The 13784-nt window shown below is 36.7% G+C and carries 14 protein-coding genes; 3 read left to right on the forward strand and 11 right to left on the reverse strand.

Annotated elements, in window-relative coordinates:
* Nucleotides 1-32: 32 nt before the first annotated feature.
* A complete protein-coding gene (locus tag N0B48_RS11640; protein WP_259838962.1) occupies nucleotides 33-548 on the forward strand; it encodes a DUF6702 family protein in 516 nt (171 codons plus the stop codon).
* Between the two features lie 561 nt (nucleotides 549-1109).
* Here N0B48_RS11640 and N0B48_RS11645 read toward each other — a convergent pair.
* The 5 genes from N0B48_RS11645 to radA all read right to left on the reverse strand — a co-directional run bounded on the left by N0B48_RS11645 (nucleotide 1110) and on the right by radA (nucleotide 5620).
* Nucleotides 1110-1706, reverse strand: a complete 597-nt coding sequence (locus N0B48_RS11645; protein ID WP_259838963.1) for an acyl carrier protein phosphodiesterase — start codon at nucleotides 1704-1706, stop codon at nucleotides 1110-1112.
* Entirely contained in the window at nucleotides 1703-2410 is a 708-nt protein-coding gene (locus N0B48_RS11650) for a VanW family protein (protein ID WP_259838964.1), read from the reverse strand. The genes N0B48_RS11645 and N0B48_RS11650 overlap by 4 nt, the downstream gene beginning before the upstream one ends.
* Complete coding sequence (locus N0B48_RS11655; RefSeq protein WP_259838965.1) at nucleotides 2407-3075, reverse strand: class I SAM-dependent DNA methyltransferase; 669 nt, start codon at nucleotides 3073-3075, stop codon at nucleotides 2407-2409. The genes N0B48_RS11650 and N0B48_RS11655 overlap by 4 nt, the downstream gene beginning before the upstream one ends.
* 77 nt (nucleotides 3076-3152) lie before the next feature.
* Complete coding sequence (locus N0B48_RS11660; RefSeq protein WP_259838966.1) at nucleotides 3153-4259, reverse strand: helix-turn-helix domain-containing protein; 1107 nt, start codon at nucleotides 4257-4259, stop codon at nucleotides 3153-3155.
* 11 nt (nucleotides 4260-4270) lie between these two features.
* Nucleotides 4271-5620 (reverse strand): DNA repair protein RadA, encoded by a 1350-nt coding sequence (gene radA / locus N0B48_RS11665; RefSeq protein WP_034702195.1) that lies wholly within the window; start codon nucleotides 5618-5620, stop codon nucleotides 4271-4273.
* A gap of 55 nt (nucleotides 5621-5675) precedes the next feature.
* Between radA and N0B48_RS11670 the strand changes: the two genes are divergently transcribed.
* Complete coding sequence (locus N0B48_RS11670; protein WP_259838967.1) at nucleotides 5676-6086, forward strand: hypothetical protein; 411 nt, start codon at nucleotides 5676-5678, stop codon at nucleotides 6084-6086.
* 61 nt (nucleotides 6087-6147) lie between these two features.
* Nucleotides 6148-6717: a YceI family protein gene (locus N0B48_RS11675; RefSeq protein WP_223606453.1), complete on the forward strand. Its 570-nt coding sequence runs from the start codon at nucleotides 6148-6150 to the stop codon at nucleotides 6715-6717.
* 562 nt (nucleotides 6718-7279) lie between these two features.
* On the opposite strand, the gene N0B48_RS11680 is transcribed toward N0B48_RS11675, so the two are convergent.
* From N0B48_RS11680 to N0B48_RS11705, 6 genes are all read right to left on the reverse strand, one after another.
* Nucleotides 7280-8974 (reverse strand): bifunctional alpha/beta hydrolase/class I SAM-dependent methyltransferase, encoded by a 1695-nt coding sequence (locus N0B48_RS11680; RefSeq protein ID WP_259838968.1) that lies wholly within the window; start codon nucleotides 8972-8974, stop codon nucleotides 7280-7282.
* A 3-nt stretch (nucleotides 8975-8977) separates the two neighbouring features.
* Complete coding sequence (locus tag N0B48_RS11685; protein ID WP_259838969.1) at nucleotides 8978-10348, reverse strand: phosphatase PAP2/dual specificity phosphatase family protein; 1371 nt, start codon at nucleotides 10346-10348, stop codon at nucleotides 8978-8980.
* The gene (locus N0B48_RS11690) at nucleotides 10255-11016 is read right to left on the reverse strand and encodes an SDR family NAD(P)-dependent oxidoreductase (RefSeq protein ID WP_259838970.1); all 762 of its coding nucleotides are present in this window, start codon (nucleotides 11014-11016) and stop codon (nucleotides 10255-10257) included. The genes N0B48_RS11685 and N0B48_RS11690 overlap by 94 nt, the downstream gene beginning before the upstream one ends.
* Before the next feature lie 252 nt (nucleotides 11017-11268).
* Nucleotides 11269-12306, reverse strand: coding sequence for a patatin-like phospholipase family protein (locus tag N0B48_RS11695; RefSeq protein ID WP_259838971.1), 1038 nt, complete (start codon nucleotides 12304-12306; stop codon nucleotides 11269-11271).
* 4 nt (nucleotides 12307-12310) lie between these two features.
* Nucleotides 12311-13111, reverse strand: coding sequence for a phosphatidate cytidylyltransferase (locus tag N0B48_RS11700; protein ID WP_442867483.1), 801 nt, complete (start codon nucleotides 13109-13111; stop codon nucleotides 12311-12313).
* Nucleotides 13104-13706, reverse strand: a complete 603-nt coding sequence (locus N0B48_RS11705; RefSeq protein WP_259838973.1) for a CDP-alcohol phosphatidyltransferase family protein — start codon at nucleotides 13704-13706, stop codon at nucleotides 13104-13106. Before N0B48_RS11705 ends, N0B48_RS11700 begins: the two co-directional genes overlap by 8 nt.
* Between the last annotated feature and the right edge of the window lie 78 nt (nucleotides 13707-13784).

A 13784-nucleotide genomic window follows, 5' to 3' on the forward strand; every position in this document is an offset into this window, starting at 1 on the left:
GCTTTTTTTATATTTGTTTAAAAATAAAATCAATGCAGGGTAAATTTTTTCTCACCTTTATTTTTTCGATGATGCTGTTTTTTCAAAGCTTTACAAAGGTTGATGAGGTTCACCCTTATCATGTAGGTTCTGTAGAAATCAATTATAATGCAAAATCAAAATCCTTTGAGATCACCGGACGGTTTTTTTTGGATGATCTGGAAAACGGATTGGGGAAGAAATATGGAAATTCTTTCCACTTTAATGATGAAAAATATAAGGCCAGGCTCAATGAGGCTTTGGAAAAATACTGCGCCGAATATTTTAAATTAAAAGCTGATGGGAAGTTTTTAAAAATAAACTACGTAGGCTACGAAGAAGACAGCGAATCGGTGAATATCTTCCTGGAGTCGGAAACCGTGTCCAGTCCTAAGAAACTGGAAGCCGCGGTGAGCTTTCTGTATAACCTTTTTGATGATCAGATCAATATTGTTCATATGATTGTCAACGGGGACCGGAAAAGTGAAAAGCTCACCTATCCGAACCGTTATCTGTATCGCCAGTTTTAATCCACCATTTTCTTGATTTCTTTTTAGATAGCATATTACATTTTGAACAAATATTAAATCACCAATTATTGATTAATAATTTTCAATTGTATCTCTATTAAAATTATTTTTAATAATTAATTAATATTAAATAGTGTGTTTTATTGTTGATAATTAATGTATAAATATTATTTTATTAATTAACGTTTATAATATTTGTTTTTTCTTTAAAATAAATTATATTTGTGTAGATCTAGTTATGTTTAATTAATTTTTATTAAATCAATTTTCTACGTAAAATTTTAATCAAAATTGTAATTTGACTAATTCTGGTGAAAACATATAAGTTTAATGTTTTAATAATATACTAAAACAACTCATATGAATAAAACAAACTTATTTTGTATTTGATTTTTAAAGATAGTTGCCTGTTTTATTGTTTAGGTAGGTATTGAAACCTATACTGCAATATTTGTATTTGACAGGGCAACGAAGCATAAAAAATTAAGATAACCGAAAATGAGATATTGATTCTAACAACACAAATTGTTAAAAGCACTTACGTTCCCTGTGAGTGCTTTTTTATTTATTTTCGAGCTGAATCAGGGCATTGACACCTTTGGCGTGAGCGAGAAGATCAGGGAAAAAGTCATCATAACATTCCTGCAGAAAAGGTTTATTGTTCAGAAATGCTTCGTAGACCGGGATATCCGGTTCCAGATATTTGGCTTTATTCAAAACATTCCGCATACTGAATTTAATACCCCAATCTTCGCGGTAATTGTACAGCCAGTCGTCCTGTTCCATTTTGGCTAGCATTATTTTGAAATTGTCAGGAAGCCATTCTTCATTTTCGTTAAGAACCCGGTAAACCCTTAGTGAATGGTTTTTCCACCCCGCTAAAGAATGCAGGGAAAGATCGGTAGCCACAAAATAATCCATGGCGACATCTACAAAAGCTCCCGCATAGAGTCTCACCAAAGGGGCAAATACTTTTTTAGCCTCATGAATGGCCGGGTGAGAATCTGTAAAAGTATCCACGGCTCTGTGCAGCGTAATGCCATCCTGAATATCTTTCGGAAAAGAATAGCGGTCTTTGTTCCGGATAAAATCTTCAAGAAACTGTCCTACAATCTGTCCGTCCGAAAAAGTAAGAAAAGAATGGGCTAAATAATTCATAAACGAATATAAAAATTTTTACACAAAAACCGGCTATCGCCAAAGGTCTCCACCCAAACTCCTTTTTCTGCTTCCGTATATTTAAAATCAATTCGGTTTAAAATAATTTTCTCACTAGAAACTATACTCAGGTGAAGTTCATCATTACTGACAAAACTTTGAAATTGCACAGGATAAGAAAAGCTGTTCCGGATCTGCAGATCTTTATAGCCATACACGACGGTACAGTCAGAGCCAAGCGGAGTAAAGCGCTCATGTTCCTTATAAATATCGATAGAATGAGGATATCTTTCAATGATGGTCAGTCCCGCTTGCAGGGCAGAATAATACAGGATAGATGAAAACTGACAGATTCCGCCACCGGATCCGCTGGAGATATTATTTTTAATGAGATTTCTCCCTTCTTTGAAATGGTTCTTTTGCGTAGGTTTTCCGATTAATTTCCAGAAAGAAAATACTTCACCGGGCTGAATCACCAGGTTATGGATCTTTTCACTGACTACTTTTAAATTGTGAATTTTATTGTCATTGAACTCACCTTTTTTGATCACTTGTTTAAGCTCAAAGAAATGCTCACCAATTTTTTTAGCCGCATATTCCGCCGGATAACGGTTACCGGATTTCCGTTCATCAAAATACCGCTGCCATAATCTGATGTGCAGTTTTACGGGATCGGGTAAGAGTTTTTTTAAGATCCGTTTCATTTCTTTTCCAGTACTACAATGTGATAGGAAGCCCACTTTTTCAGGAAAGTACGGCAGAGCAGAATATCTAAAGGCAGAAAAAAATTCCTTAAGCCTTTCGGAAGTCTGTGAACAGGGAATAATAAAATACCCGTCGTGTTCCTGATATTCCATTGAGCTTGGGCTAAAAGTGAAATTTCGGCTGGAGTAAAGCTGTTACCCGCGTGCCAGTCTTCCTGAGGTGAAACCGTTTTCCGTCTGGCTTTTGTTGGATAATCAAAAATCAAAACGCCACGATTACTTAATTTCCGAAAACATTCAAGGAGGAAATTTTCTGTTTCCTCTTTGGTTTGATGCATAATGACGTGAAAACAGAAGATACAGTCGAATTCTTTATCAAAAGGTATTTTTGAAATTTCGCCAACTGCAGTTATTTTCCCCGGATGTTTTTTGGAAGCAATGCTGAGCATCTTTTCACTGAAATCCACGCCATGTGTGGCCAACTCAAGAAGCCTGCCGGTTCCACATCCGAGATCCAGCACTTTAGTATAGTTTTTATCTCTGAAAAAAGAATTTAAAAATGATTTTTCCTGCCGGTCAATATACTTTCCGTAAGAGTTTCCAAAACGGTTCTCTTCGTAGGTTTCGGCAAGGTGATCGTAGTATTCATGGATACTTTTTTTCATTCATTTAAATTCTTTAGTGAAAATAATGAATCCTGATTAGACTTTCAATAAAGCGCCTAAGAATTTTTAGAATTCGATCAGCCAGCCTGTTCTTTTTTGAACTCGGAAGGCGTCATATCCGTCATTTTTTTGAAAATCGTATTGAAAGCCGTTTTGGAATTAAAGCCGGATTCAAAGGCGATGCCTACGATAGATAACTTTTTGTACGAATCATCTGTGAGCATTTTCTTGGCGTGTTCTATCCTGTACTTATTCACAAAATAAAAGAAATTTTCATGAAAGCCATTGTTCAGAAGATAAGATAGCTGATGCGCATTGATCTGAAGCAGATCCGACAGTTTGAGCAAATTAAGATCACCGTCCAGATAAGGTTTTTCCGTTTCCATTAAAGTATTTAACCTGAGTTTTAAACTTTCAAGTTCATGATCGGGAATCAGTTTTTTTCTTTCCATTTCTTCTTCCTCGCTTTCCAGTTCAATAGATAACAATTCGTCACGCTGTTTTTTATTCACAGGATAAATTTCTTTCTGCCTCAATACATAATATAAAGTGCTGTAAACAATGAATAAAAACAAAAGATCCATCACCAGGTGCTGATGCATTTTATACACAAAAGCATTAAACAACTCGTAACCAACCGTAATGATAATGGTGACAAAAAGAAGAAAACTCAGCTTGATCAGCCACTGAAGATCCATATTTTCGGTATTGGACGAAATGGTTTCAATCCTTTTCTGATGTCTCCTGATTTTAAAATAGATAAGTGAGATATAAGGAAGATTATGCGCGACATCGATCAGCAAAACCGCATTGTAAATCACCGGATGTTTATCAGAATTGAACAGTAAAATCCAATAGATCACGGGAACAATAAGACAGACCAGATCTCTCGTTTTAAAACGGTAATTGGGATTAATGAAAAACACAACACTGAAAAACAGAAGAACTGGCGTGAATATCTGTATCGAATAGACTGAAGAATTCAGCAAGGGTCCCGGAGGTAATCCGCAGAACTGTAAAACATTCAAAATCCAGTAGCTGGACCACAAAAGCAAGAACAGCCCGAAAAACAAGTTCGCTTTTCTGTTGACCCTCATCGGGTTGATCAGTACCGTAAATGAAAGCAGGGTCAGACCTCCGTAGAGCAGGACAAGAACAAACTTTTGGATATTTTCAAGCTGCATGTGGAATGGTTTTAAAAGATCCGTTCGTGGAAATCCTCAATTTTACTCACTTCCTCGATTTTAATTCCAAATTTTCTTTTCGGAATCTTGTTGAGGTTGGAGACAAATATTTTTTCGTAGCCTAATTTTTCAGCTTCTGTAATTCTCTGTTCCACCTGTGCGATAGGACGAATTTCTCCGCTTAATCCAATCTCACCTGCAAAACAGAAATGCTCTGAAATCGCAATATCTTCATTGGAAGACAGGATAGAAGCCACCACCGCAAGATCCAATGCAGGATCATCCGTTTTGATTCCTCCTGTGATATTTAAAAAGACATCTTTCGCACCAAGCTGAAAACCTGCCCGTTTTTCCAGAACAGCGAGCAGCATATTCAGTCTTTTAGCATCAAATCCGGTAGAACTTCTTTGAGGAGTTCCATAAACCGCAGTACTTACCAAAGCCTGGATTTCCAAAAGCATCGGCCGGTTTCCTTCCAGAGTTACTGCTACTGAGTTTCCGGAAAGTTCTTCAAATTTCTTGGTGATCAGGATCTCGGAAGGGTTTCTGATTTCTTTTAAACCTTGGGAAACCATTTCATAGATTCCAATCTCGGAAGTAGATCCGAAACGGTTTTTATTGGCTCTGAGCAATCTGAAAAGGTGATTTCTGTCGCCATCGAAATTTAAAACTACGTCTACCATATGTTCCAGTACCTTTGGTCCGGCAATCTGCCCGTCTTTCGTTATATGGCCTACCAGGAAAACGGGGATATTGTTCTCTTTTGCGTATTTAATGATCTCATTGGAACATTCTCTAATTTGAGAAACCGTTCCAGGCGAGCTTTCAATTAACTGAGATTGTAAAGTCTGAATGGAATCGATGATCATGAAATCCGGTTCCAGTTTTTTGGCTTCGTGGAGGATTTTTTCCAGTGAAGTTTCCGTAAAAAGAAAACAGTTCGGATTTTGAACATCCGTCAGCCTGTCCGCTCTCATCTTGATCTGCGAAGCACTTTCCTCTCCGGATACATAGAATACTTTTTTCTTCATCTTTAAAGCCAGCTGAAGCAGAAGGGTAGATTTTCCGATTCCTGGTTCTCCCCCGATCAACGTTACCGAACCCAATACGATACCACCTCCCAGAACACGATTCAGTTCTTCGGAAGGAGTTTTTATTCTCGGTTCTTCGCTGGTCACCACTTCAATAATGTTGATGACATGCTGTTTTGATTTTGAAAAAGGTGGAGTTTTGGATGAGGTTTTCTCAACGACTTCTTCCACAAGGGTGTTCCATTCTCCGCAGTTTTTGCATTGCCCCATCCATTGAGAGTATTGGGTTCCGCAGTTTTGACAGAAATATGCTGTTTTCAGTTTTGCCATACTGCGAAGTTAAAAAAAATGAATCTCCTTTCAGAATTTTAATTAATTTTCGGGCATGAAAAATATTCTGGTGAAAAGTCTGGTCATATTTATTGTGATGAGTCTTCTCAATGCTCAATTCAGCGAATGGACATTGCAATTTTTAAAAGTAAAATCAGATGGAATAGCAATGGTACCAATGGGTGTTTTGGTGGAATGTCTTATGGTAACAGCGATCAGTTTTATTACGGTATTAGTGTTCAGGAAAAATTATCATTCCATTTTTAGAATGGCTGTTTTATTTGAAATTATTTATTTACTCACATTACTCATTTCAGGAACAAATCCCTTCAAATATTTTTTAGATAAAGGAGATGCAGAATTTCTTGCCTTGTTTATCTATCTAAATTCATTCGTTGTATTTCTGATCATGTTGGCTTTCGCTTTATTGTATTCTAAAATAATTCAACCAAAAATTAAAAACTAACATACATCAATAACATAATGACTGATATATCATACCTTTACTCAACTAAAAATAAGTTATAATGAAAAAAGTACTTTTATCTTTCGTATTCACGCTGTTAAGCGTTTTGAGTTTTGCACAGACTGAATGGACTGTAGACCCGATGCATTCTTCGGTGAATTTCAATATCAAACATATGGGAATCAACTTTGTACAGGGTAGATTTGATAAATTTGAAGGGAAAATAACTGCAAACGCAGCCAATTTAGATAATGCCGTTTTTGCATTCGAGGTAGATGTGAATTCAATCAATACCGGAACGGATATGAGAGACAAGCATCTTAAAAGCGCGGACTTTTTTGATGTCGAAAAATATCCGGCGATGAGCTTTCATAGCAAATCAATCACTAAGGATAAAAATAATACATACATTCTGAAAGGTGCCCTGAAGATCAAGGAAACTGTAAAAGATGTCAGCATTCCGGTAACATTCGGTGGGGTGACTAAAAATCAGCAGGGAAAAGAAGTAATGGGTTTCCAGGCGAAATTCACGGTTAACCGTTTAGACTACGGAATTAAATATGATCCTACCGGTGCAGGCGTAGCTAAAGATGTAGATGTAAGCTTATATTTTGAACTGGTAAAACAGTAATTGTATATATAATTTTGGTTAAAAAAGGTTTTTCAAGTGATTGAAAAACCTTTTTTTATTAGCTTTTGGCTCGCGCAGATTCAGTCGATCAGGCAGATTTAACGCAAACATCTGTTCCATCTGCTCAATCAGCAAGAGATTATTTTTTAGTTAATCTGAGTCCGGGGTAAGACATTTATGAAGAAATTTAAAAAAATATTTTTTGGGATGCGCAAGGGACGCAAGGATTTTAAAAATGCTTACATTTTTAAGACGCAAGAAAATCGAAGATTTTCAGCTAGGGAGAATGTAAAAACGTTCAATTACAACACAATCAATTTTATCGCAGATAAAATCCTAGCGCCTTAAAGCATAATCCTTATCTATTTTTTTGCGACTTTGCGAAAAACCAACACAGCATTCAATATTTTAATTTAAATGACGTGAGTTCGGGTTAGGACATTTGTTTTTCTAATGATTTCAGGATGTAGGTTTCGTAGTTTAAATCAACAACTCAGCTCTCAACGTACCCGTAACTTTTAATGCCCCAATCTTAATTTCCTTAACCCGAGCTCAGGTTATTTTAAGAATTAATTTTCCCTGAAGAAACGGTGAAAATACCATAATCATCAATCAACATATCTTCTTTACGAACACCGCTGTGATTCATGACTCTGTCCAGTTCCTTCTGCGAACGTCTTCTCATAACCCAGTCTTTGTTCTGATGGTTATTCAAAACATAAGCAATCATTTTCAGTTGAGGATGCCATGGCTGTCCCGTATAAACAACAAAAGAATTTTTTTCAGAAACGGAAGCTGCTCCTTTTATCGCCTTAGCTGCCATTTCATTATCTCCAAACAGTTCCAGAATTCCTGAAATAATGGTGATATTCGGTTCAAAGTTGATCTTTTTATAAGTTTCAGGATCAAAGCAGTCAAAGTTGGTAAAACGGATATTCTGATAATTTTTTTCCATGATCACCTGTTCTCCGATCTCAATATTAGCCTTCACAAATTCATTGATAACGATCTCTGCTTCAGGATGTTTTTCTTTAATATCGAATAAATAATTTCCTGTTCCGCCGGCAATATCAAGAATTTTAATCTTTCTGCCTTCCTTTTTAAGACTTTGAATATTCTGCTCCAAAAGCTGAATCAGATGCTCTTTACGGATACGGATCCCTTTCCAGCCAATAGCATTCAAGTAATTTTTATCCATCATTTTCCCAAAACCTAATTTTCCTTTCGGTTGGTTCTGGTAGACATAATGTAATGAAGCTCCGGAATCAAAGCCATGTTTCAGGCCGATAGCCATTCCATTGCTTATTTTTCCGATGTTATTAAGAGAGAACTTCTGAAATTTAAAATTTAGATTATTCCCGACATTATTCTGAAGATTTTCATATTCCTTTAACGAGAAACGGTCAGGATGAAGAGAAGCTGTTTTATGCGTCCTGTTGAAGCATTTTTCTGCAAAATCTGCAACTTTATCGTAGACTTTCTCTTTTCCGGTGTCAAACAGAATTCCATGGAAAAAGCCGGATAATACTTCATATTTCTTTAAATCCGTATCAAGCTTGTCATAAAATGTTTTCTGTTCTTTATTAAAAACCACATGGTCCTTTTCTGCCGCCAGAATCAAGGCAGGAGTATCGATAGCTTCAGCATCTTCTACGAGTCGTTTTCCGGCTTTGGCAAGGTCGATGAGAAGTTCGGCGTCGATAGATCTTGTGATCAGCGGATCTGTATCATACGCTTTTTGCTGTTCCGGATCGTGGGTCAGCATTTTGGATTTTACATAGCTTTTGATAATCAATCCTTTTTTAAGCTTGGTTCCCAGAGTGATCATTTCGTTGGCTAATGGAACGATCAGATTAATTTTAAAGGCAGGCGCCAGAAGTGCCATTCCCGCAATATCAGGCGCGAAATCATGGACCCATGCCGAAGCCACAACACCTCCGATACTGTTCGCTAAAACAAAAATATCTGAAATATTCACCTCATATTTTGATCCCAGAAATTTGGAAAAAGAATCCAGATCTCTAACATAATCCATGAAAACAGAAGAGGTCTTGGTCTCTGTATGCCCATGTCCGCGGAGATCAAAAGCGAAAATACTGTACTTCGAAAACTGGGGTGACTGGGCGATATCATTCAGTCTTTCCGAATGCTCATGACCACGGTGGATAATGATGATGCTTTTTTGTTGAGGCTGATAATTCCACTCTCGGTAGAACATACTGCTGCCGTCAAAACTCTTAAAATGTCCGCTGTTCATAGTTTAATTTTTTTTCAAAAAATCCTTCAGATAAGGATGAATTACTGCATTTTTGTGAATACCTTTCATGGTGTTTACTGCTTCATCTATGGGTAAAGATAGAATATTTTTCATTACTAAAATGCCTATGACAGAGCTTCTTGTAAAGCCCATCGTACAATGGATGAATATTTTTCCATCCGCCGGAAGTGTTTTATACTTTTCCGTGATTTCTGTAATCAGCTTTTTAGTTTGATCAATATCTAAAGTTCCGATATCCAGAAAGGGAACCGAATGATAGGAAGATTTATTTTTTAAGTCGGATATTTCTTCAGTTTCTGCTGAAAGATCATAGACTAAAGTATTCCTGTTGATCTCAAAATAGAGGAGATCTTCACGGCCGGGTCTTGATGAAATATAAAGACGAGATGCAATTTCCAACGGTTTTTTATTCTTTCTTAAAAATTTCCAGAACATCCAATAGATCATCAGATAAGGTGCATAAAAGATTTTTTTCCACCATGAAATATTTCCGCCGTTGTCTTTTAAAAAATGAATATTATTCTTTTGATACTGATATCCGATGATGATGGTCATTGCGGCAGGCCACAATAAAATCAGCCACAAATGCCCATGAAATTGGTCCATCAGAATTGACACCGAAACCAAAATCCATCCAAACAGGAAATAGAAATTGGCCACCTGGAAATTTCTGTATTGAAAATCATTTTTACGGTAAGGGAAAACCATAAAGCTGAGATGAGCGAGAACTGTCCCTGAAAGAATATCGATGAAATGATGTTGATAAGTTGTTAACGTAGAAATTCCAAGCACAATAAACCACAACATTAAAAAGATCCGGAATTTTGTGAAGTTTCTGAAAACGCTCCAGAAAATAAAAGCATAGGCAATATGAAGCGAAGGAGACTGGTTGAAAGGCGAATCAAATAGTTTCAAGAACTGAAAAGAGTAGTTCAGTACAGATCCGTCTGTCATTGGTTTTGCTAAAGAAAATTGTAACGGAAATACGATAAAACACAAGCCCGCTGTAACAGTCGTAAACAGCATTCTTTTGGTCAAAACTCTAAGCTGTTCTTTATCCTTGCAGAAAAAAAATACGGAACAGAAAAAAATACCGCTGGTCATATACGGAATAATGCTCCATGACAGAAACGGAATGTATTTTTCAAAATCAAACACAAAAGACGGAACTTTTTCAGCTCTTGAAGTATACCACGCAGCAAAATTGTAAACAGTGGTGAATACAATCGCACAGAGCGAAAAAGCGAAAATTTGCTGTTTTAAGGTCGGTCGTCTTTCATCCATCGGGCTTTCCTGAACATAATCATATTTAATAAAAAAGAGGGGAGCAAGGATAATGATCTCATCATCCATTTCATTTTTGTCGGAAAAATTACCAGTTTTTCCTGGTTTTCAATCGCTTTGGAAATAATATTGACAGCCGTTTCCACATCAATAAGGAAAGGTTTTTTATGAAGATCATTATGATTCAGCTGTCTTAGTTTTTCGGTGTCTACATATCCAGGGGCAATTGCTGTTACAGAAATCCCGAACGGTTTCAATGCCCGACGGTAAGCATCAGAAATCTGAATAACAGATCGTTTTGTTTTGGTATAAAGACTGGAGTTTTCATAATCTAAGATTCCGGAAACAGAAGCAATGACTGCAATGCTGCCTTTTTCCTGTCCTTTCATTGCTTTTCGGGCGACTTCAAAGCAGTTGGCTGTTCCTAGAATATTGGTCTGAAGCATTTCTTCAGCTTCTTCATAGGAAATTTTTCCGGCTACATCTTCGGCATAACTTCCCGCACAATTAATGAAAATATCAAGGGTTTTTCCTTCGGTTTGAAAAGAATGGAATGCAGCAGCAATTGAATTCATATCACAAACGTCTGCCTGAAATAGTTTCAGATTTTCAAAGGTATTTTCAGAAACCTTTCCGGAATTTCGTCCACAGATTCCTACATTGTGTCCTTTTTCAAGATAATGCCGGGCAAGAGCATAGCCGATACCGGAAGTTCCGCCTGCGATAAAAACATTCATGAGAGGGTTGTGATTTGAATTTTATGTAAAAATAGATTTTAAAACTGAAAGTTGGATTTTTATCAACGACAAAAGGGACAAAAGTTTTTAAACACTTTAGTGATTTTAAGTGTAAAGGTTTGAGGATAGAAGTTCACATGAGTTTTGAAAATCAAGATTTTCAATATTCAATAGGAACGGGCTTTAGCCCGTTTACTGAAAATAAAAATAATACAATTCGGCTTTAGCCAAAATATAATTCACCATAAACCATCACCCACGAATAGATTTTATTGTCTGATCAAAACCATACTGCCACTGCATTTCCATGTCTTCTGCAAATTGTTCATAGGTTTTCGGAAAAGAAAAATCAATTTCAAACTTTCCCCAATTGATTCCTTTTTTGAGATAATGTCCTTTTAAATCCTGTTTGATTCCTGTTGTGTCAATCTGGAAATCCGCTGAAAGTTTTTTAATCTCTAAAAGTCTTTCATTACCACTGAAACCAAGCACAGCCCGGACAAAAGCTTCTTCAATAGAACTGTATGTCTGTTTTTTTTCAATAATGATTTCGTCAGCAAGATGACGAGCCAGTTCAGCAGGAATAAGATCAATTGCTCCGCCAGCGAAATATTTCCCCTGAAGAAAAACCGGTTCTACATAAAACATATCGGAAACAGAAATTCGGGTACTTTCGAGTAAAGAAAAATCAGTTTTTACAACGGGAAGTTTTTCTACAACACTGTTCATCATATTTTCAGATGGAATGATGATCTGTTCAGTGTTAATTTTTTCAGCCGTCTTTTGATCCGTCAAAATGATTTTCCGATAGAGTTTCCTGCCGCTTCTTTCCTGTCCTGCTTCTTTTGGATCAAAAAGTATTTCTGAACCGATGATGACTGTTGCGACCTCTTGTGAAAACTGAACATTCTTTAAGGAGGGAAAAACTTCTGAGAGATCTTGAGGCATTTCAACCAGATATCTGTTAAAAACGTCTTCAAGGTAGGGCGCATTTCTTTTATCCAACATTTTTTTTAATGAGAAAAGTCCTATCTGAGACAGTTTTTTATGCTTTGTCAAAACCGTACCGGATACAAATCTGAAATATTCTTCAGATTTTAAATACGCCTTTCGGGAAATAGTATCAGGAAAAGCATTGATGACCGTTGCTGCAAAGGCTCCACCACACGAAGCGATCAATACATCGGGCTTCATGTCCATTTCTTCCAGGGCGGCAAATATTCCGAGATAAATCATGAGTCTGGTTCCGCCTCCTGAAAATAAAACAGCTCGTTTAAATTTTTCACTCATGATTTTAATTTTTTACAAGGAGCGAAAGAATCCAGAAGAAAATGGGAGCATTGAAAATCAAACTGTCCATCCGATCAAGGAGACCGCCGTGCCCGGGAAGTAGAGTTCCCGTATCTTTTATTTCTGCTTTTCTTTTTAAATAAGACATCAATACATCGCCAAAAAATCCTGAAACACCAAGAATGAGTCCTATTACTGTATTAACGAAAATATCTGCCTTCAGTAAGAAAAATCCTAATATATTACTCAATACCACCGTAAGAAAAACACCGCCAATAAAGCCTTCCAACGTTTTATTGGGACTTATTGTAGGCGTAATTTTATGCTTTCCGAAAAACTTACCCATCAGGTACTGAAAAACATCATTAAGTTCGGTGACAACCACCACAAATATAATTGAGTTCAATCCGGAAGCCGTTTCTCTGATGAATGATAAATGCGGAAAAGCAAACAGGCAGATCAATAAAGCGGTAAAGACGCCGTAAAGCTGTTTTAAAGCTGTTTTTAAAAGAAGAGAATACAAGAGAACGATAATGGCTAAAACGGAACTGTAAATAAAATAGCTGTCAATGGTGAAAAAATACAATAGAAAAAACTGTCCGATTCCAACAAATAACGATGGAATAATACGGTTTGAATTGACCTTAAACAATCTTAAGAATTCAAAGAAGCACTGAAAACTGATCCACGAAACAAAAACTTTCATAGCGAGAGGATGTGAGATTCCCAGTGCAAAAACGATGATAATGTAGCCCCATGTTTTTACCCTTAAAGGAACATCTGCAAATTTATTTTCTTCAGGCATCATGCAGTGATTTCTTTAATCTGATATACGTGCTGACCGTCAGCAGAACGATGATAAGACCGAAAATGTATTTTGAAATCCCAGAAATATCTGCTCCGAAAAATACAGCCAATCCATATATTCCTAAAATCAATGCGCGATCGCTTTTCCCCATCGGGCCATCGTAGCGGCGTTCTTTTCCAACAACTTTTCCTATCAGACCGGCAAATTCATTGATGATACTTAATACAATAAAGATGACGATCAGATAGATACTTTCCGGCTGGAATTTAAGCAAAGGAAAAAAGATGATTACATCAGAAACGATGTCACCTACTTCGTTTAACACTTCACCCAATCTGCTGGTCTGGTTGAATTTTCTTGCCATCATTCCATCCAGAGCATTCAAAGCCATTCTTAAAAGCAATCCAATGGGAAGGCATAAAAAGAACCATTTCGACAGATCTGCATTCCAGAATAATACCCCAATAATCACCGACAGTACTATGGAACTTACCGTGATCTGATTGGCTGTAATATTGTTCTTGTGCAGAAATAATAAAACAGGGGTGAGCAGCTGCTGAAATTTTGGTTTTAATTTATATACCGAAATCATGATGGTTATCGCTTTTTGTCATTGTGTTTATCAAATATAGATAAAATTTTTAATCAGAATTTATAATTGCCGGAGCAG

The sequence above is a fragment of the Chryseobacterium herbae genome, from assembly GCF_025154075.1.
GTDB classification, from domain to species: Bacteria; Bacteroidota; Bacteroidia; order Flavobacteriales; family Weeksellaceae; genus Chryseobacterium; species Chryseobacterium herbae.

Bases quoted from the DNA above. Each gene is read 5' to 3' on its own strand.
- N0B48_RS11685 (WP_259838969.1), bottom strand. From the start codon at position 10,348: ATGGATGATGAGATCATTATCCTTGCTCCCCTCTTTTTTATTAAATAT.
- radA (WP_034702195.1), bottom strand. From the start codon at position 5,620: ATGGCAAAACTGAAAACAGCATATTTCTGTCAAAACTGCGGAACCCAA.
- N0B48_RS11690 (WP_259838970.1), bottom strand. From the start codon at position 11,016: ATGAATGTTTTTATCGCAGGCGGAACTTCCGGTATCGGCTATGCTCTT.
- N0B48_RS11675 (WP_223606453.1), top strand. From the start codon at position 6,148: ATGAAAAAAGTACTTTTATCTTTCGTATTCACGCTGTTAAGCGTTTTG.
- N0B48_RS11645 (WP_259838963.1), bottom strand. From the start codon at position 1,706: ATGAATTATTTAGCCCATTCTTTTCTTACTTTTTCGGACGGACAGATT.
- N0B48_RS11660 (WP_259838966.1), bottom strand. From the start codon at position 4,259: ATGCAGCTTGAAAATATCCAAAAGTTTGTTCTTGTCCTGCTCTACGGA.
- N0B48_RS11695 (WP_259838971.1), bottom strand. From the start codon at position 12,306: ATGAGTGAAAAATTTAAACGAGCTGTTTTATTTTCAGGAGGCGGAACC.
- N0B48_RS11670 (WP_259838967.1), top strand. From the start codon at position 5,676: ATGAAAAATATTCTGGTGAAAAGTCTGGTCATATTTATTGTGATGAGT.
- N0B48_RS11700 (WP_442867483.1), bottom strand. From the start codon at position 13,111: ATGCCTGAAGAAAATAAATTTGCAGATGTTCCTTTAAGGGTAAAAACA.
- N0B48_RS11705 (WP_259838973.1), bottom strand. From the start codon at position 13,706: ATGATTTCGGTATATAAATTAAAACCAAAATTTCAGCAGCTGCTCACC.
- N0B48_RS11680 (WP_259838968.1), bottom strand. From the start codon at position 8,974: ATGAACAGCGGACATTTTAAGAGTTTTGACGGCAGCAGTATGTTCTAC.
- N0B48_RS11655 (WP_259838965.1), bottom strand. From the start codon at position 3,075: ATGAAAAAAAGTATCCATGAATACTACGATCACCTTGCCGAAACCTAC.
- N0B48_RS11640 (WP_259838962.1), top strand. From the start codon at position 33: ATGCAGGGTAAATTTTTTCTCACCTTTATTTTTTCGATGATGCTGTTT.
- N0B48_RS11650 (WP_259838964.1), bottom strand. From the start codon at position 2,410: ATGAAACGGATCTTAAAAAAACTCTTACCCGATCCCGTAAAACTGCAC.